The following is a 19,360-nucleotide window of genomic DNA, read 5'->3' as shown; positions in this document are numbered from 1 at the left end:
CTAATGTTTCTTTTTAAAACATAGTGCATAAGTATGAAAATAAATGTTGTTATTAAAATGCGTACCCTTGTTATACATAACAAAGATACGCATCCATATTGCATTATCATTTTAATTGCTAATATTGAGTATACTTAATATACGATGGATCATTATATACCCACTGATTTCCACCAAGGTTTAACCAACCATTTTCATTTATATATACTAAATAAGATTCTGGAGAATTTAATTGGCGGATAACTGCAGATGTAGTTGATGGACCACTTCTTAAATTTACATTCATCCCTTGTATATATGCAACCCCAATCGGACTTCCATCACTATTACTTGTCTTTACAAAATTAATGTAAGAAGGATCATTATACACCCATTGTCCATTCCCCAAATCTAACCATCCGTTACTTTCCTGATATACAACGTAAGATTCTGGAGAATTTAATTGACGAATAACTGAGGAAGAAGTTGATGGACCATTTCTTAAATTTACATTTTTCCCAAGGATATAAGCGATTCCCTTCGTTTGAGGTGTCGGTTGTGGGTTAGGAGGTTGTGGATTTGGAGCTACTCCAAAAATAGCCGCTATTCCATTCGCATACGCTTGACTTAGATCTTCAATAAATTGTGGATTTTTTAATAAATTTGCATCAAACGTTGTATCAATAAAGGCAGTCTCAGTTAAAATTGCATCCATTGCGGTTTCTCTTAATACCGCATAATTTTCTTTTTTTGCTCCTCGATCACGAAGACCGTATTTTGTTAATACAGGATTTACTGCTGTATGCATCTTTTGTTGCTTTGCATATGCAGTGCTGCTGTTGGATAACGCATTATAAATATAGCTTTCAAAACCTGTACCCCCGCCGCTATTAATATGAAATGAAATAAAATAATCCGCACCAAAAGCATTGGCAATATTAGCACGTTCCGATAAAGAAATAAACACATCACTATCACGTGTCATTTTAATTGTAATTGGGTAATTTACCGTTAAAATGTCTCGAACGCGTCTAGCAATTTGAAGTGTTAAGTTTTTTTCTACTAAACCATTACCAACAGCACCAGAATCATATCCACCGTGCCCTGCGTCTATAACAAGTTTCATTTTATTGCCCCGCCCCTTTCTTGTAATATGTTTGCATTGCTACTCGTCCTATTTTATGTGAAATGTACAAGTTCTGTTACAATTTCAAATAAAAAAAACGCCTTATGTAAGGCGTTTTCTATCATCTTGCTTTAACCAATTTAAAATAAATATATACGATTGATAGTGAACATAACGTATGCAAAATAAAATAAATAAAAGTGTTATTCCAGCACCACTATAAAGTAAACCGAACTTTAAAAAAACATTCACAAGTGGTGGAAAGTTCATTAGATTTTGTAATGTACTAAGCATACAAAACATAATGAAAAAGACAGGGACGTATTGTAATTCATACGGCTTTTTTTTCTTACTCATTCTTTTCCGAATGAGTATATGACATAATTCTGCTACTATAAAGCACCCTCCAATTAATACAAGACCAGAAGTCATCGTCATACATCCACCTGCCTTATATTTATTTTATCGCATAAGTAATCATCGTTATATTTTCTTTACATACTCTTCATCTTCTGAAGTAAAACCAAAACTCTCTATGAAAGACTTCGCCTTTTCTGTTAATTCCTCTTGTAGCACTTTTATTTCTTTCACATTTCTTTGTTTCATCATTTCTTCAAATGTAAAATACGTATTTGCACCATAACCGTAACCTTGGTAATCAAAATGAATAATTAGCTGTGATAAAACAGCTCGTTCCTCTTGAACACTATAATCTATTACACCAATATATGTATCATCAACTTTCACACAGTACTGTACCTTTTTCTCACCTAAACTATGCGATTTAAACATTTCTTTAACAACGCTTTCATTTTCTACAGTAACTTTCTCAAACGTAATCATATGTCGTCCATCCTTTTACTATTATTGTATCAATAATATTTCCTATTTATGAAAAAAACCTTAAGACCGTATGCGATCTTAAGGTTTTTCTAATTAAACTAAGCTATACGCACGTTTTGTTTCTTCATGGAACTTATTCGTATCGTATTTATGCTCAACATAAATTTGGTGCCATACCATAAACGCAAGGACAGTCCAAATTTTACGGCTATAATCGCCTTTATCTGCACAATGTGCTTCCAGTAAGTTTAATACATACTGTTTGTCGATTAAATGCTCTGTTTTACTCTCGTTTATAATATTGATAGCCCAATCATGCATTTCGTCTTTTAACCAGTGACGAATTGGTACTGGGAATCCAAGTTTTTTACGATCTAATACGTGATCTGGAACGATTCCGCGTGCTGCTTCACGTAAAATAGCTTTCGTAGTTCCGTTAGCAATCTTAAATTCAGTTGGAATTTTAGATGCAACATCGAATACTTCTTTATCTAAGAACGGTACACGAAGTTCTAATGAGTTTGCCATTGTCATTTTATCAGCTTTTAATAAAATGTCACCACGTAACCATGTGAACATGTCAATGTACTGCATTTTGCTTACATCATCATAATCTTTAATCTCGTTATACAATGGTTTCGTGATATCCATATAGTTAACACTTTCATTGTAATACTTCATTAATTCAACTTTCTCTTCTTCACGGAAGATTTTCGCGTTTCCATAGTAACGCTCTTCAATTGGCGTACATCCACGCTCTAGGAAGCTCTTACCTTTAAATCCTTCTTTAAGAGCACCACTTAATGCTTTTAGAACGCTCTTACCTGGGCTAGGAATGTAAGAGAACATTTTTAGTGAGTTTGGCTCACGATAAATGTTATAACCACCAAATAGCTCGTCTGCACCTTCACCTGAAAGAACAACTGTTACATGCTTACGTGCTTCTTTTGCAACGAAGTACAATGGTACAGCTGCTGGATCTGCTAAAGGATCATCCATATGCCAAATGATTTTTGGGAACTCATCCATAAACTCTTTCGCTGAAATGAATACGTTATGGTTTTTAACGCCTAATTTCTCAGCAGTTTCTTTGGCAACATCAACTTCACTGAAACCACGTTGTTCAAAACCAATAGAGAATGTTAAAAGATTTGGATTCATTTCTCTTGCGATAGAAGCGATAATAGATGAATCGATACCACCAGATAAGAATGAACCTACTGGTACATCACTGCGCATATGCACTTTTACTGAATCGTATAACACATCACGAATTGCTTGGATATGCTCCTCTTTCGTTGCGCTTGAAGCATTGAAATAAGGTTTCCAGTAGCGATGGATCTCCATCTCTTTACCGATTTCTTTTACGAAATAATGACCAGGCTCAATTTTATTAACATCAATTGTTAATGTTTCTGGCTCTGGACCATATTGGTACGTAAAGTAATGTTGTAGTGACGTTGGATTAACTCCTTTATCTTCCATCACATGCATAATACTTTTCTTCTCAGATGCGAAGAATGTAGTATCACCTTGTTGTGCGACGTATAAAGGTTTAATACCGAAGTGGTCACGTGCACCGAAAAGTTTCTTCTCTTCACGATCCCAAATCATAAATGCAAACATACCACGAAGATAGTCTACACATTTTTCTTTCATATGTGCATACAATGCAATGATAACTTCTGTATCAGATTGTGTTGCAAACGTTGCACCTTTTTCAAGTAACATTTCACGTAATTCTACATAGTTGTAAATTTCACCATTAAAAATAATTACATATCGATCATTTTCATAAGTTAGCGGCTGATGTCCTGCCTCTAAGTCAATGATACTTAAACGGCGGAAGCCAAATTGTACATGTTCATCACGAAAATATCCTTCGTCATCTGGACCACGGTGGAAAATCATCGTGTTCATATTTTCAAATTGATGTTTTTCTGTTTCTGAAAACTCTCTAGGGTTTTCACATAAACATCCTACAAAACCACACATACTTCTTACCCTCTTTCGGTTTTCATTCTGTTTCTATACTACTATATCAACCCTATTTATACTAGCATAATCAACTGAATATGGCGACCAAAAACTATAAAAAAATCACTCCATTTCACATTTTTAACAATTTTTTATGAAAACATGAAAACTAGGCACTCACCTTTCTCCGCTTTTGTCATATGATATTGCAAATTGATTTCTAGGAGGGAATACCATGAGTGAAGAAAAAAAAGATTCTTCTCGCCCACCGGTTCGTAATTACTTAAAGCAAATTGATGATTTCTTCGAGCAAACACCTCTTCGCAATGTAATCGCTGATTTAAATCATTTTTTCCAAAAAGGAAACCGTTTATTAACATTCCCTGTAGATTTATATGAAGTTGGTGAAGAACTCGTTGTTACAGCTGAACTACCAGGTATACAAAAAGAGCAAATTCAAATTGAAATACAAAGTGAATACTTAAAAGTCTCTGTAAAAGAAGAGATACTCGAAGAAGAAGAAGAAACATCCCATAACTATTATCGCCGGGAACGTTCCATTTCAGAAGCATCAAGATTGATTAAGTTGCCGTATTCAATTAATAAAAAAGCAGCAAAAGCTTCTTATCAAAACGGCGTATTAGAAATTCGGGCGCCGAAACTTCCCCAACAACATGACATTTTATCCATAGACTAATGCAAAAAAATAAGGGTGCATAGCACCCTTATTTTTAATCCACTAATCGCTTCATATCACGTATAATGTCTTCATATGGCGTATTACTAATTCCACTATACTTTTTCATTACTTTTCCGTTTTGATCAATTAAATAAAATGATGTACCATGCATGACCTGACCATTCTCCGGCTTATCTACAAGTGATTGGAAATTATCTTTTGAAAACTTCGTAATATCTTCTAACGAATATCCCGTTAATAAATTCCAGTTACTAGTATCCTCTGTAAACTTTTGAATAAAAGCTTTCAGATTTTCCGGCTTATCAAGGTCTGGATCTACACTAAATGAAACAAACTGAACGTCTATCTTCTCTTCTTTTGCCATCTTTTGCAGCTTGGCCATATTTGCAGTCATTGGTGGACAAACTGTTTGACAATTTGTGAACATAAAATCTGCAACCCAAACTTTCCCTTTTAAATCTTTTGTACCAAATTGCTTTCCATCTTGATTTGTAAATTGGAAAGTTTCTAAATCCCAATTTAATGGTTTACGAAGCTTTGAACCTGATTCACTACATCCAGCAAGTACAAAGAGACAAAATACAACCATAAGACCAATTATTTTTTGATAACGCTTCATTTATAAACCTCTTTTCTCTATCCTAAATTTAAATAGGTTATGTTTATAATAACAAAAGTTAACACTACGAGAAAATTGTTTACTACATTTGTTCACGAAATCGTACGAATTTACGTATGTTACTTCTTTATTTCAAGCGAATTACTAGACAAAATATATTTTTTTACTATTATTTCTATAAATAGAATTGATAAAACTAATTTTATTGTTACTTTTGTAAATACCTCTCCCTATTTTTTAACAATTCCTTAAACATTAATCCATGTTTTACACTGTATTCCTTAACAACATTTCGGTACAATACAAATACAACGATTGTAAATGAGGTGATGTTCATGGCAAAGCGCTATGAAAATATGGATAATGTTAGTACAAAAAAATCAATTCGCTCTTTTTTACGCTGGCGTAAAGAACGAAAGCAAAACAAAAAAGATTTTTCTTTCTTAGTAGAACAATCACCCGTTAAACAAAGTGCATTTTTGCAAAGTAATGTAAAAAAAACGACTGTCACATGGATTGGGCATTCTACTTTTCTTATCCAAACGAATGGACTTAATATATTAACAGATCCAGTATGGGCCAATAAATTAAAGCTAGTTACAAGACTTACAGAACCTGGACTCTCTATAGAAGCACTGCCTAAAATTGATATTGTCCTTATTTCACATGGTCATTATGATCATTTAGATTTTTCAACTCTTCGTCAGTTGAATGATGATGTTCTATATCTTGTACCTATCGGATTGAAAAAATTATTTACTCGTAAGAAATTTAAACATGTAGAAGAGTATAAATGGTGGGAAAGTACGATAATTAACGAAGTTTCTTTTCACTTCGTACCTGCTCAGCACTGGACGAGAAGATTCTTATTTGATATGAATACGTCTCACTGGGGCGGATGGATTATTGATAATGAAACGACTATGGAAACCATATATTTTTGTGGCGACAGTGGCTATTTCCAAGGTTTCAAAAAAATCGGTGAACGCTTTTTAATTGATATTGCTCTTATGCCCATTGGCGCTTATGAACCAGAATGGTTTATGAAAGTATCTCATGTTTCACCTGAAGAAGCTGTGCAAGCTTATTTAGATTTAAACGCTACGCATTTTATACCGATGCATTACGGAGCTTTTGCACTCGCCGATGAAACACCTCGTGAAGCAATAACTAGACTTCGAAATAATTGGAATTTGCGCATGTTACCATGGGAACAACTGCATGTGCTCTTTTTAGGCCAAACTTTTATTTATAGTAACGCAACAAATGATAAGCAAGTAAATGAAAAAATTGAAACTTTACATGTGTAACGTAACGACTGATTTTCTATATCCAACATATAATATAGAAAATCCTATAATGAAATTTTAATCAGTGGGAGTTTCTTTATCCCCACTGATTATTAACCTTCACCAATCGGGCTTTTACGGACAGCCCGCCACCTAACCTCTTTGCTCCAGCTAAATTTTGAGGTGGGAGTTTTACTGTCCACAAATAGCAGGATAAAGGGTGTTATCTATGAATGAATATTTACAGACTCGCTATATCATTAGCGGTAGTGCCTGTATAGCTCTTCTTATTTCTTACTTTCTATTTACATAAAAAAGCTACTTGAAATATATTTTCAAGTAGCTTTTTTATTACTCTGCTAAATACATAAATCCGATTGCACCTGGACCTGTATGAGTACTAATTATAGGCGTTGTATAGAAAATTTCTGATTGAGCAAACCCACTCACTTTTTCAACCGCCGCTTTCATACTTTCAGCTAAAGGAATTGCTTTCGCATGCGGAATTGCAACAGCCTTTACAACTTTTCCAGCTGTATCTTGCTCAAATAACTTAGCTAATGTTTTTACAATTTGGCCTTGGCTACGAACTTTCGTTACAGGATTATAAACACCATCTTCAAGACTAGCAATTGGCTTTATATTAAGCAGCGAACCGATAAACGCCTTTCCTTTACCGATACGTCCACCCTTCACTAAGTTTTCTAATGTATCTACTACTACATATAAACGAGTATTCTTTCTTACTTCATCTACACGTTTTAAAATTTCTTCTAGTAAGCGTCCTTCATTTGCCATTTTTGCAGCTTCAATCACTTGATATGCTAAAGCATGTGTAATAAATTGAGAATCAACAACTGTTACTTTTGTATCAGTCATTGATGCAGCACTATTTGCAGTTGCTACAGTACCACTCATTCCACTTGTCATATGAATGGAAAGTACTTCACTTCCATCTTCACCTAACTTGTCGTACATTTCTACAAATGTACCCATTGCAGGTTGTGATGTTTTTGGTAGTTCCTCTGATTTAATCATTTCTTCAATAAATTCATCTGGTTGTAGATCAACGCGATCTAAATATGTTTGTCCATTTACAGAGATTGATAATGGTAGAACATGAATGTCATACTTCTCGATTACCTCTTGTGATAAATCTGCCGTTGAATCTGTTACAATTTTAATTTTTTGCATATTATATTCTTCCCTTTCCAATACGCTCTCCTTGTTATTATACTAGTATTCCCACTGCTTTCAACAATTTGGAACGAAATTTCATCAAATTAATTATATTTTTATATCTAAAATGAAAAAGACAGAGCTCCTAACCCTGTCTCTACTCTATATCATGCATTTTTTTCAAGAGTATTTGTTTTATATACATTTAAATAATCATTCCACTTCAAACAATTTTGTAAATATTCACGGAAAGAATATGAAAATCTTGGATGTTTTTGTTTTTGAATTTTTGCAATAAATAATTGAAGACGAGACTGAATTAGAAACGATAATGGATGCTGTGCCTGTAGGACAGGGATTTCGAATATTTTAATACAATCCCCTGTTGAATGAGTGAAATAAAAACTTTTCGTAATCACAATATCAATCCTCTTTTTCATTGGATTTTTGAACTTCCTCTACTTTGCGCTGTAAGACGTGGTTTAAAGTGGAGTAAAATCAGACTTATATGATTTCTGTAGTCCTTATGGCTAGAAGATTTATACTCTATTCATCTCCACCTAATCCATCTTCCCGTCCTAAATATCTCTGAGACGGGAATCTCATTATCCATCAATTGTTTAATACATTTAGTATAAGCTTATAAAAGCGCAAAGTTTGTCTAAATTTTGGAGATTCTATAATTTTTTTCTTCTATATATTGTATACGTTTATAGCTATAGTATAACAAATAAATAAAAAAGTGCCTTTATAACGAGGCACTTTTCGACTGCATTTCTTCTCTTTTCTTTTTCCTCTTACTTACAACCTTTGATAAAGCAATACTTACTTCATAAATACAAATAAGCGGCACCGCAACTAAACTATGAGATAAAAAGTCAGGCGGTGATATACAAGATGCAATGATAATTAATGCTACGTAAGCGTACCTTCTTATTTTTATTAAAAATTCCGCCGTAAGTATTCCAATACTAGTTAAAAACATTACAACAACTGGCAATTCAAAAATCACCGCAAATGGAACTGTTAAATTAAGTACAAAATGAAAATACTTTTCTGTCGTAAACATCGTATTAAACATTTCATTACCTATCGTAGTTAAAAAGTGAAATAGAAACGGCATTACAATAAAGTATCCAAAACATAAACCTGCGATAAATAATATAGACAATACCGGTATATACATTATTGTCATCTTTTGTTCATTTGGATGTAAACCCGGTTTTACAAATAACCAAATTTGTATAGCAGCAAAAGGAATTGTACAAACGATAGCAAATACTGTAGCAATCGAGAAAAAAATCCACAATACATCACTTGGACCGAGAACAGTTAATTTCATTGGTAAATCTTTTACAAGCCAAAAATAAATATCCTTTGTAAAAGTAAATCCAATAATTAAAAATAGTACAAAGGATAACACTGTATATATTACTCTTTTTCGAAGTTCAACAATATGTTCTACTACGCTCATTTCCCGATCTTCCATCTCGTTCACCACACTTTATTTATCCATTACAAGGAAAATACATTACAGTTTTTCTTTCTTTTCCTTTTCTTGAAATGCGTCATCTGTCAATTCTTTCGTTGATTTTTTAAACTCTTTTAACGTTTCCCCTAAAGCCTTCCCGATTTCCGGCAATTTTTTAGGTCCAAATAAAATGAGTACTGCTACTAAAATTAAAATTAACCCTGGAAAGCCAATATTTGAAAACATTTCCCCATCCCCTTTATTAGTAGTTTCCTTGTCCTACTATTACATAATTTTATTTTGTCAAAAAAGTTTGAAAACGTCAACAAATCCATTGCCTTTTGTCAAAAAAATTCAAAAATATAATCAATTATACAAATTTCATTTTCTATTGCTCTTGTGTATGATATGGTAAGGGAAATGACATATTATTTTATGATAGTAGAAAGGATTTGCATTATGACTGAAAAAATGACACGAATGACCCAATTTGTAAAAGAAGAAATTGCAAATGCAATTACACATGGTATCGGTGCCATTTTAAGCATCCCTGCCTTAATCATATTGATTATTCATGCTTCTAAGCACGGTACCGCATCAGCTGTAGTCGCATTTACTGTTTATGGTGTAAGCATGTTCTTACTGTACTTGTTTTCAACATTGCTACATAGCATTCATCATCCTAAAGTAGAAAAAATATTTACTATTTTAGATCATTCAGCCATTTATTTATTGATTGCTGGCACGTATACTCCTTTTCTACTTATTACACTTCGTGGCCCATTAGGATGGACGTTGCTTGCTATAATTTGGACACTTGCAATCGGAGGTATCGTCTTCAAAATCTTCTTTGTACGTCGCTTTATAAAGGCATCAACTTTATGTTACATCATTATGGGCTGGCTCATAATCGTTGCCATTAAACCACTTTATGAAAATCTAACTGGACATGGTTTTTCACTACTTTTAGCAGGTGGAATTTTATATTCTGTCGGAGCTATATTCTTCCTTTGGGAAAAGCTACCTTTCAACCATGCCATATGGCACCTGTTCGTTTTAGGTGGTAGTACGATGATGTTCTTCTGTGTACTCTTTTATGTCTTACCTACAGCATAATAAAAAAGGTTTCAGCTTACTATAAGCTGAAACCTTTTTTATTACTTATGTAATTGTAATGCGATAACTTCCTGTGTATGCTTCGTTAATTCTTTAATATCCATATTCGCATACTCTTCAGGTGTAATCGGCTTAGAAATTGTTACTGTTGCATGAGCTGACTTCATACGATTTCCATTCGCTTCAAACATCTTATATGTACCATCTAACGTTACAGGTAAAATTGCTACACCTGATTTTACTGCAAGATGGAAACTACCAGCCTTAAACTCTCCAACTTCGCCACCTTTACTTCTCGTTCCTTCTGGGAAAATTACGATAGAATGTCCATTCTTTAATAGTTCGATTCCATCTTTAATTGCTTTAAGAGATTGACGACGATCGCTACGATCCATAAATACACAATTCATAAGTTCCATCCAAGTTGGTACAACTGGGAACTTTTTAATCTCTGCCTTTGACACGAATCCAATTGGTTTATTTAAGTAACCTAGTAAAACAGGGATATCCATATTACTTTGGTGATTACTTACAACTAGTACCGGCTTGTCTTTCGGAACATTTTCAAGCCCTTTCACTTCTACTGTCCCTCCAGCTACACGTACCATTTTCTTACCAAACCAATTTGTCGTTTTATACACAGCATTATCTTTTTCTTTTGGCGCCATCGTATTTACTTGTCTTTTAAGACGCCACATTCTCGGTGTAATCGCAATTACAATTAAAATTAAATAAAAGATTTTAAAAAACGTTTGAATCATACAGAACCCCCACCTATTATCATTCCGACCTTCATTATACTAGACAAACGAAGGAAAAAGAAGAAAAAAAGTCCAAACAGCAAGTGTTTGGACTTTTTAAGCATTCTATATTAAAAACGTTTTGCTAATTCACGAGCATTAGCAATTGCCGCTTCTTTAATTTCTTGTGCTTTTTCAGGGTTTGCATTCATACCCTCAACTGCAATATAATCAGTATCATTTACACCGACAAATCCTAATACAGTTTTTAAATGATTGCGTCCGAAGTCTACAGCTGCGTATGCTCCTTCAGAATATACGCCACCTGTTGCTTGAATGTGAAGTGCTTTTTTACCTTCTAATAAGCCGACTGGACCATTTTCAGTATATTTGAATGTTTTACCTGCGATTGCTACGTTATCTAAGTATGCTTTTACTACTGGTGGATAGCTAAAGTTCCACATTGGAGTTACGAATACATAACGATCTGCATGCATAAATGTTTCTAAGTTTGTGTTCATTGCTGCTACTTTTTGTTGTTGAGCTTCCGTTAAAGTTTCAAAGCCTTCACCTGCTGCAAATTTACCCCAAGCAGCAAATACATCTGCATCGATTGCTGGTACAGTAGTATTGAATAGATCAATTGTTACAACTTCGTCTTGTGGATGCTCGTTTTTATAAGCCTCGATGAAAGCTTCCCCTACTGCCATTCCGAAAGAACCTTCTGCTGAATTTGGATTTGCTGTGATAAATAGTACTTTTGTCATTGTATTCTCTCCCTTTTTTCTCTTTATCTTCAATTCAAGATTTGTTTTTTAAAAGTTAATAACTTACCTTATGTAAGTATAATACAAAAAGTTTTATTCAATGTCAATAAAAAATAGCTACTTTTTTTTCGTAAGTTAATGATTTATTTTGTTTCTCTAAAATTTAGTATACAGATATTAAGACTTCTCATACAAAAAGGCTACCTCTATAAATTATAGAGATAGCCTTTTATTACATATTATTTTTGAAAAACATGTTTTACTTTTTCAGCTGGAATGTTACTTCCACCTCTACCTTTTACATCTTCAATCATCATTGTAATGACCATATCTGGCGCATTCAAATCAAATGCAGCGAACCAGCCTAGTTCTTTTCCTTCGGCCTCTTTTGATACTTTTAATTCCGCTGTACCTGTTTTTCCAGCAAGAGTCATTCCATCAATTTTAGCAATTTTCCCTGTACCATCCGGATCATTAATTACTTTCGTCATAGCAGTTTTTAATATATCCTGATTTCCTTTAGAAATTACATTTTCTTTCCAAGCTTTTGGTTGTTTATCTGTTTTAATAATATACGGTGATGGAATCGTTCCATCATTTACAATTGGCGCATACGTTAAAGCTAAATGAAGAGGAGTCATTAATACTTGACCTTGTCCATATCCTGTATCAGCCATTTGAATATCATTTTTAATGCCGTCATTTGCAATTTTAGAAGCAGGGAATCCATATTCAATTGGTAGTTTCTCATCGAATCCGAATTTTTTCGCTTCACTCATAAACTTGTCTTTTCCGATTTTCAAAGCTTCTTGTGCGAAGTAAATATTATCCGAGTATTTCATCGCCTTATCAAAATCAATCGGATTTGCATCTTTCACACGCGTTACATAATAATTACCCCAAGAAGAATCTTTTGTCCATTTTAATCCTTCAATTTTCAACTCTTCTTTTGGATCGATTGTTTTCGTTTCAAGACCAATTGCAGCTGTAATTGGTTTAAATACAGAACCCGGTACCGATAATTGTGTAAAGCGATTCGTCATCGGTTTTTTCGGATCATTATTCCAAGCTTCGCGTTGCGTTTTCGATGTTCCTCGTGCAATTAAATTAGGATCATATGCTGGACTACTTACTAGTACAATTGTTTCTCCACTTTTCGGATTGATTGCTGCACTTGAACCAGCTTCGCCCTTCATTTCATTATACGTTTTTTCTTGAACAGCACTATCAATAGTTAAAGTTACATTTTCTCCATCAACAGCATCTGTTTTTGCCAAGTTTTTAATTTCTTTTCCTTGCGCATCTTCTACAAAGACACGGCCACCTTTTTTACCGCGTAGCTTTTCCTCTAATACTTGCTCTAAACCAGCTTTACCAACTGGGTCATCAGCTTGATAGCCTTTCTTTTGTAGCGTTTTTAAATCTTCAGCATTTACCTTTCCAATATAACCAGTCAGATGAGCTGCCGCTTCCCCTAACGGATATGTACGAACATTTACAGGTTTTGTTGAAACACCTGGTAAATCAATGTACGTATTTTGCGTTGCCCCTTCAGGCAAAATTCCAATTGGTACGAGATACCCTGGTTTTACCCATTTAGCAGCTAATTTTTGATCAATTTCTTCTACAGACATATTTAATAACTTCGCTACTGTTTCTTTCGTTTGCGGAGCAGTATCGCCTAACTTTTCAGGAATCAATCCGATTTCAGAAGCTTTCCCATTCGTTGCAAGACCTTTTCCATTACGATCGTATATTTCACCACGTTTTGGCTGTGTTGTCTGCATACGCACTTTACTATCTTTCGTCATGCCAGGGAAAATAAAATCAGGAGTCCAATCTATTTTCCAAGATTCTTTATCTCCATCTTTTTCTTTCACCATTTTTGCTTCATGGCCAAAAGTAATTTTACCACCAACTGTATCCATGCTTACTTTAAAAGGAACAGGGCCTTCATCTTTTTTATCTTCTTTTACTTCCCCTGTTTCTACCTTTAAGTCTTTCACTTCGATACCAGAATAAATTTTTTCATATTTCTCAGTAAACTCTTTCTTTGAAATATCTTTTTTTGCATTTTTTGATAGTTGATCATACATATCTGCAAATTTTTGTTTATTCCACGCTTTTACATATGTATCAAACGCTTCTTGTGGTTTTTCTTCTTTACCACATCCAACTAACATGAATGTTAAGCAAAGAAAAAGAATCCCCCATATCTTTCTCAATCGATTCTCCTCCTCTTTCTATATTAGTACTTTTGAAAATTTTAGCATTTTTACATGCTACCTATCATTATAGCACTATCGAATCTCATCTATAAACTTATATTGGTGAATATAAATAAAAAGATTGATGCGAATTCTCACATCAATCTTCTTTATTATTGTTGTTTCTCATATACGTGGTAATAATACGTATACGGGTTTTTTTCATCTGTTAAACCTTTTTCTACAAAAATCTCTTTCCAATTTGTCATATCCATTTCTGGGAAGAATGTATCTCCTTCAAATGCATAATGAATTTTTGTTATATACAACTTGTCTACGTATGGTAAAAAGAGATCGTAAATTTGCGCTCCGCCAAAAATAAAAATCTCTTCTTCATTTTTACATAGTTCGAATACTTCTTCTACAGAATGAACAACTTCACATCCTTCAACGTGATATCCTTCATTACGAGTTACAATAATATTACGTCTTCCAGGCAGCGGTCTACCAATCGCTTCATAGTTCTTTCTTCCCATAATAAGCGGGTGACCCATCGTTGTTTTCTTCACGTATTGTAATTCACTCGGTAAACGCCAAGGTAAATTATTATCTTTACCAATTACTCTATTTTCGTCCATTGCGACCATAAATGAAACAATCATTTTTTCATCTCCTCTACAATTATACTGCAACCGGTGCTTTAATTGCTGGATGCGGATCGTATCCTTCAATCGTTAAATCTTCCATTTCAAAATCGAAAACAGATTTCACATCTGGATTTAATGTAAGTTTCGGGAACGGACGTGGTTCACGTGCCAATTGCTTTTCTACTTGTTCAAAATGATTTGTATAAATGTGTGCATCACCAATTGTATGAACAAATTCCCCTACTTCAAGACCACATTCGTGTGCAATTAAATGTGTTAGTAGTGAATAACTTGCGATGTTAAATGGTATTCCAAGGAATATGTCACCACTTCTTTGATATAGCTGACAAGAAAGCTTTCCGTCCGCTACATAAAACTGGAATAATGTATGACAAGGGGGTAATGCCATACTTGGTACGTCTTCAGGATTCCAAGCAGAAACGATTAAACGACGTGAGTCTGGTGTTTTTTTAATCATTTCAATTACATCTTTTAATTGATCAAGTGTCTCACCAGCTGTCGTTTTCCAAGCTCGCCACTGTTTACCGTAAACGTCTCCTAAATAACCATATTTATTTGAGAAATCATCATCTTCTAAAACGTTCTTTTTAAACAATTCCATCTGCTCATCGTACTGTACTTTAAATTCTTCATCTTGTTGTGAGCGAAGACCAAAATCCGTCATGTCAGGACCAGTATACTCATCACTTTCTACCCAGCTCTTAAACGCCCATTCATTCCAAATATTATTATTATGCTGCAATAAATAGCGAATATTTGTATCACCTTTCATAAACCAAAGTAGTTCACTTGCTACAAGGCGAAATGGTACTCTTTTTGTCGTTAATAAAGGAAATCCTTTACTCAAATCAAAACGCATTTGATATCCAAATACAGATACAGTTCCTGTCCCTGTACGATCTTCTTTCTTCGTACCATGTTCCATTACATGGCGGCATAAATTTAAGTATTCATTTTCAGCATGTTTCATATGTAGGAAAACCTTCTTTCAATCGTATATGCAATTTATCATAACATGAAAAATGGTAAATTTAATAATCCTAATTAATAAAATTTCTTCCGCTAATTCTTACAAAATTATTAACTTTCCAAATTTAAAAAGGTTTTCATTTTCTATTACCGAAAGTATAGTGCGGTAGAACAAAATTTATATTTGGAGGTTAGAAGTATGTCTAAAATTGAAACGCCTGTTATGACTTCTTTACAAACAGCGGTTGAAAAAATGATGAAGGATTTAAATGTTCCTGGTGCTGCTGTCGCTGTTATAAAAGACGGTGAAGTTATTATTTCAGAAGGTTTCGGCTATCGTAATATAGAAACAAAAGAAGCTGTTACACCGAATACTCGATTCGCAATCGGTTCCTCAACGAAAGCATTTGGCACACTTTCATTAAGCTTGTTAGCACAGCAAAAAAAGTTTAATTGGGATACCCCTATCCAGTCTTATATACCTAACTTTACTTTATCTGAACTACTTGCTAGCTCACAAGTTACAGGACGGGATTTAGCTTCTCATCGAACTGGAGTGAGTCGTCATGAGGCTCTTTGGTATAGTTCTTCCTTATCTCGAAAAGATCTCGTTGAAAAAATAAAACATTTACCACTTGATGCACCGTTCCGGACTGCATTTCTATATAACAACTTAATGTATGCAACAATTAGCTACATTGTTGAAAACATTACAAATCAAACGTGGGAGCAATACACTACAGAACATATTTTAGAACCTTTAAATATGAGACATACAAACTTCTCTGTTAACGATTCACAAACTACAGATGATTATGCTTTACCTTACATTGAAAATGACGGTGAAATAAAAGCAGTTCCATTCCGTAACATCGATACAGTTGGCGCTGCTGGGTGTATTAATTCCACAATTGAAGATATGGCAAATTGGGTACTTCTCCACTTAAATGAAGGAAAATTTGGAGATCATGAATTAATCTCCTCTGAATTATTACAACAAATGTATACACCACACAATTCAATTCCAGACCAACCGGTTTTATCACTCCCTGAATCTCCATTAAATAGTTACGGTCTTGGTTGGTTTATTAGCGCTTATCGTGGTAAAAAAGTGATTCATCATGGCGGTAATATCGATGGATTTTCAGCGCTTGTTTCATTTATACCAACAGAAAACATAGGCCTTGTCATTTTAACGAATGCTGGAGGAACATTACTTCCTACTTATCTCGCTAATCAAATTTATGACGAACTACTTGAATTAGAATCCATTGATTGGCATAAACGTGCTGTAGAAGATACTAAAAAAATGAAGGAAATGATGAAAGAAGCAACTGAATCCCTCCCTGAACAAATTAAAGGGACTACACCTTCGCACAAGTTAGAGGATTATACTGGTACTTTTGAACATCCTGCATACGGAACATTACAAGTATACAAACGAGATGATTCGTTATATGTACAATTTATGGAAATGGATATTCAATTAGGGCATCATCATTACGACATCTTCTCTACAAAAGTTGACTTATTCCAAATGAAAATGAGCTTATTATTCGCTTATGAAATGAATGTAAGTGGTGAATTCCCATCCCTTCAGTTACATGTACCTGCTATGTTAAGTACACAGCCGCTTACATTTAAGAAAATTAAATAATTATTTTGATGGTAAAAAATAAAGGTAGGTGCAAATCACACCTACCTTTTCTATTTCATATCAATCTTATCTGGTTGAAACCAACTTGGTTTTGATAACTCAAAGTTTTTATGATCTTCCAATACAATAGTAAGACGCTCTAACGTATCATCCAACATATGTGGTGCTGCTCTTAATGTCCAGACAACTGATGAGAAAACTGTCATACCAACGTACACCGCATATAATTTCCAGAACTCCTCTGGTATTCTCCTATTAAAGTATCCTTCTATTTGTCCGATTGAATACGGAATACTAATGTCCCTTGCAAATAGTGCAATTTTCACGAAATCATGCAGTGGATCGCCCCAGTCATAACCATTAAAATCAACTACACCTACATATTTCCCATCCCGTACAATTATATTTTCTAAATGAAAATCATCGTGTTGAAATCGATTTGGGCGATCCTTTACATACATTTCATTTTCATCTATAAACTTAATAATCTTATCATCATTTTTTATTTTTATTCCGCATGTTTTGTATGCTTCTAAATATTTACTATGTTTTTTCATTGCTCTTTCATGCCATGGAAGTATATCATTAGGAGCTTCATATGTATGCATTTTTGCTAAATCTTTTCCTGCCTCTATGCCAATATCATATTGTTCTTTTGGTGAATACGTAGGCAATAGCTTCTTCGCATCTTCCCCTTCTAAATATGAAAAAATACTATAGCATACACCTTCTTCTTCCAATATACCTATTTCAATTGGCCTTTGTGCCTGTACGTTACGTTTTACCATTTCATTTAAAATTTGAAACTCTATTTTCTTTCTTTCATACTCTTTTATATCTCCTGTCCGAAATAAATATTTTTCATTATTTGCATTCGTAATTACATATTTCTTATCTGGAGAGAAACCTTTAGAAATTTCTTCAATATTCGCTGCATCTTTTACAATTTGTATATTGTTTTGCCGTGCTGTAATTATCTTCATATCTATTCCCCTCACATTTCTGCATTTGGTGTATAGGCTACTTCTACAATAAATCCATTCGAATCGTAAAAATCAATCGTATAGTACCTTTTTGAATAATGATTCATTTCAATTGGACCACGTATTACCTTCACTTTCGTACTAGAAAGAAAATCTGCTACTTCATCAACTACTTCTCTATGAATAGCTTGATAACAAATATGTCTAGGACCTAACGTCCTTACGATTTCCTCATCTACTTCTTTAAAGTATATTTCACTTTCTCCCGTGCTATATGCTACTTCATTTAACTTTCTCCATCCAATTATCGGAAACAACTTATCATAATAAGAAATGGATTCCTCTAAATTTGCTACTCAAAATTCAATATGATGAATACACTCCTTGTACTACTTGCACAATTTCCATCGGCTTATGAACCATATAATCGGGTGCGTCTTTTTTCACTGTTTCAATAACATCATATCCCCAAGATACCCAAATTACATTCACCCCAGCCTTTTTACAAGCTGCTACATCTCGCTGTTCATCACCAATGTATAACATATCTTGCTCTGTTATCTTTTTCGATTTTAAAAATCTTTTTATCATTTTATCTTTACCAAACAAATTTTTAGAACAATACACTTCTTGAATATTTTCGATACCATTATTGTGCAAAAACGCCCGAATATGCTCTTCTGAGTTAGATGATATGACCGCAATACCGTATCCTGTTTTATGTAGTTCATCTAATACATCCTTCATCCCATGAAATAAAACAAGATTTTTTATAGCAGGCTGATACAATTTATAAAATTCCAAAGCTAATATCGGTAATTTATACAGTGGTACATCGAGTTGTTTACATCTCTCTGTCATCGTTAATTTACGTAAATGTTCAATTTCGTCTTCCTTTACTGCTTTATATCCATGTTTTTCAGCAAGTTGATTATAAATCGGTACAAATATATTTTGTGAATCTACTAATGTGCCATCAAAGTCAAAAACAATATATTTTTGCATCTCCATACTCCTTTTGCTTCTTTTTTCTAAACCTATGTTATTCAACAACATAGTTGTCTGTCCCT

The 19,360-nt window shown here is 33.9% G+C and carries 20 protein-coding genes and 1 pseudogene; 4 read left to right on the top strand and 17 right to left on the bottom strand.

Annotation, left to right across the window (positions count from 1 at the left end; genetic code table 11):
- Positions 1-118: 118 nt before the first annotated feature.
- The 4 genes from ATL10_RS05150 to asnB all read right to left on the bottom strand — a co-directional run bounded on the left by ATL10_RS05150 (position 119) and on the right by asnB (position 3,943).
- Positions 119-1,105, bottom strand: coding sequence for an N-acetylmuramoyl-L-alanine amidase (locus ATL10_RS05150; protein WP_000779885.1), 987 nt, complete (start codon positions 1,103-1,105; stop codon positions 119-121).
- Positions 1,106-1,207: 102 nt separating this feature from the next.
- On the bottom strand, positions 1,208-1,537 hold the full coding sequence (locus ATL10_RS05145; RefSeq protein WP_000200465.1) for a hypothetical protein: 330 nt from the start codon (positions 1,535-1,537) through the stop codon (positions 1,208-1,210).
- 51 nt (positions 1,538-1,588) lie between these two features.
- Entirely contained in the window at positions 1,589-1,948 is a 360-nt protein-coding gene (locus ATL10_RS05140) for a GNAT family N-acetyltransferase (RefSeq protein WP_000627519.1), read from the bottom strand.
- A gap of 93 nt (positions 1,949-2,041) precedes the next feature.
- A complete protein-coding gene (gene asnB, locus ATL10_RS05135; protein ID WP_000333826.1) occupies positions 2,042-3,943 on the bottom strand; it encodes an asparagine synthase (glutamine-hydrolyzing) in 1,902 nt (633 codons plus the stop codon).
- A gap of 217 nt (positions 3,944-4,160) precedes the next feature.
- Between asnB and ATL10_RS05130 the strand changes: the two genes are divergently transcribed.
- Positions 4,161-4,622: an Hsp20/alpha crystallin family protein gene (locus ATL10_RS05130; RefSeq protein WP_001288086.1), complete on the top strand. Its 462-nt coding sequence runs from the start codon at positions 4,161-4,163 to the stop codon at positions 4,620-4,622.
- A 34-nt stretch (positions 4,623-4,656) separates the two neighbouring features.
- Here ATL10_RS05130 and ATL10_RS05125 read toward each other — a convergent pair whose 3' ends face one another.
- Positions 4,657-5,244, bottom strand: coding sequence for an SCO family protein (locus tag ATL10_RS05125; protein ID WP_000833332.1), 588 nt, complete (start codon positions 5,242-5,244; stop codon positions 4,657-4,659).
- Between the two features lie 335 nt (positions 5,245-5,579).
- Between ATL10_RS05125 and ATL10_RS05120 the strand changes: the two genes are divergently transcribed.
- Positions 5,580-6,554: an MBL fold metallo-hydrolase gene (locus tag ATL10_RS05120; protein WP_142669933.1), complete on the top strand. Its 975-nt coding sequence runs from the start codon at positions 5,580-5,582 to the stop codon at positions 6,552-6,554.
- Positions 6,555-6,884: 330 nt separating this feature from the next.
- Here ATL10_RS05120 and ATL10_RS05115 read toward each other — a convergent pair whose 3' ends face one another.
- The 4 genes from ATL10_RS05115 to ATL10_RS05095 form a co-directional block, all read right to left on the bottom strand.
- A complete protein-coding gene (locus ATL10_RS05115; RefSeq protein ID WP_100910584.1) occupies positions 6,885-7,727 on the bottom strand; it encodes a DegV family protein in 843 nt (280 codons plus the stop codon).
- A gap of 152 nt (positions 7,728-7,879) precedes the next feature.
- Complete coding sequence (locus tag ATL10_RS05110) at positions 7,880-8,131, bottom strand: DUF2535 family protein (protein ID WP_000629012.1); 252 nt, start codon at positions 8,129-8,131, stop codon at positions 7,880-7,882.
- 329 nt (positions 8,132-8,460) lie between these two features.
- A complete protein-coding gene (gene tatC, locus ATL10_RS05100; RefSeq protein ID WP_000390119.1) occupies positions 8,461-9,201 on the bottom strand; it encodes a twin-arginine translocase subunit TatC in 741 nt (246 codons plus the stop codon).
- Positions 9,202-9,243: 42 nt separating this feature from the next.
- On the bottom strand, positions 9,244-9,429 hold the full coding sequence (locus tag ATL10_RS05095) for a twin-arginine translocase TatA/TatE family subunit (protein ID WP_000492442.1): 186 nt from the start codon (positions 9,427-9,429) through the stop codon (positions 9,244-9,246).
- Between the two features lie 213 nt (positions 9,430-9,642).
- Between ATL10_RS05095 and trhA the strand changes: the two genes are divergently transcribed.
- A complete protein-coding gene (gene trhA / locus ATL10_RS05090; RefSeq protein ID WP_000136890.1) occupies positions 9,643-10,299 on the top strand; it encodes a PAQR family membrane homeostasis protein TrhA in 657 nt (218 codons plus the stop codon).
- Positions 10,300-10,340: 41 nt separating this feature from the next.
- Here the strand turns inward: trhA and ATL10_RS05085 are convergent, their stop codons facing one another.
- From ATL10_RS05085 to ATL10_RS05065, 5 genes are all read right to left on the bottom strand, one after another.
- A complete protein-coding gene (locus ATL10_RS05085) occupies positions 10,341-11,060 on the bottom strand; it encodes a lysophospholipid acyltransferase family protein (protein ID WP_000616580.1) in 720 nt (239 codons plus the stop codon).
- 110 nt (positions 11,061-11,170) lie between these two features.
- Entirely contained in the window at positions 11,171-11,806 is a 636-nt protein-coding gene (locus ATL10_RS05080) for an FMN-dependent NADH-azoreductase (RefSeq protein WP_000170028.1), read from the bottom strand.
- 239 nt (positions 11,807-12,045) lie between these two features.
- Entirely contained in the window at positions 12,046-14,031 is a 1,986-nt protein-coding gene (pbpC, locus tag ATL10_RS05075) for a penicillin-binding protein 3 (RefSeq protein ID WP_110496543.1), read from the bottom strand.
- Positions 14,032-14,186: 155 nt separating this feature from the next.
- Positions 14,187-14,675, bottom strand: coding sequence for a dihydrofolate reductase (locus ATL10_RS05070; RefSeq protein ID WP_000637207.1), 489 nt, complete (start codon positions 14,673-14,675; stop codon positions 14,187-14,189).
- A 19-nt stretch (positions 14,676-14,694) separates the two neighbouring features.
- A complete protein-coding gene (locus ATL10_RS05065) occupies positions 14,695-15,651 on the bottom strand; it encodes a thymidylate synthase (protein WP_000679600.1) in 957 nt (318 codons plus the stop codon).
- Between the two features lie 198 nt (positions 15,652-15,849).
- Here ATL10_RS05065 and ATL10_RS05060 point away from each other — a divergent pair, with 198 nt between their 5' ends.
- A complete protein-coding gene (locus tag ATL10_RS05060; RefSeq protein ID WP_061660138.1) occupies positions 15,850-17,307 on the top strand; it encodes a serine hydrolase in 1,458 nt (485 codons plus the stop codon).
- Between the two features lie 50 nt (positions 17,308-17,357).
- Here ATL10_RS05060 and ATL10_RS05055 read toward each other — a convergent pair whose 3' ends face one another.
- The 3 genes and pseudogenes from ATL10_RS05055 to ATL10_RS05045 all read right to left on the bottom strand — a co-directional run bounded on the left by ATL10_RS05055 (position 17,358) and on the right by ATL10_RS05045 (position 19,295).
- Positions 17,358-18,290, bottom strand: a complete 933-nt coding sequence (locus ATL10_RS05055; RefSeq protein WP_000692072.1) for an aminoglycoside phosphotransferase family protein — start codon at positions 18,288-18,290, stop codon at positions 17,358-17,360.
- Between the two features lie 11 nt (positions 18,291-18,301).
- Positions 18,302-18,667 (bottom strand): annotated as a pseudogene (locus ATL10_RS05050) (VOC family protein).
- Positions 18,654-19,295, bottom strand: a complete 642-nt coding sequence (locus ATL10_RS05045) for an HAD family hydrolase (RefSeq protein WP_001174995.1) — start codon at positions 19,293-19,295, stop codon at positions 18,654-18,656. The pseudogene ATL10_RS05050 and the gene ATL10_RS05045 overlap by 14 nt, the downstream one beginning before the upstream one ends.
- Positions 19,296-19,360 lie beyond the last annotated feature (65 nt).

Source organism: Bacillus sp. 196mf (genome assembly GCF_003217275.1).
In the GTDB taxonomy this organism is placed as follows: domain Bacteria; phylum Bacillota; class Bacilli; order Bacillales; family Bacillaceae_G; genus Bacillus_A; species Bacillus_A thuringiensis_S.
The sequence above is the reverse complement of the archived record's forward strand: the minus strand, read 5'-3'. Positions and strand labels throughout refer to the sequence as shown.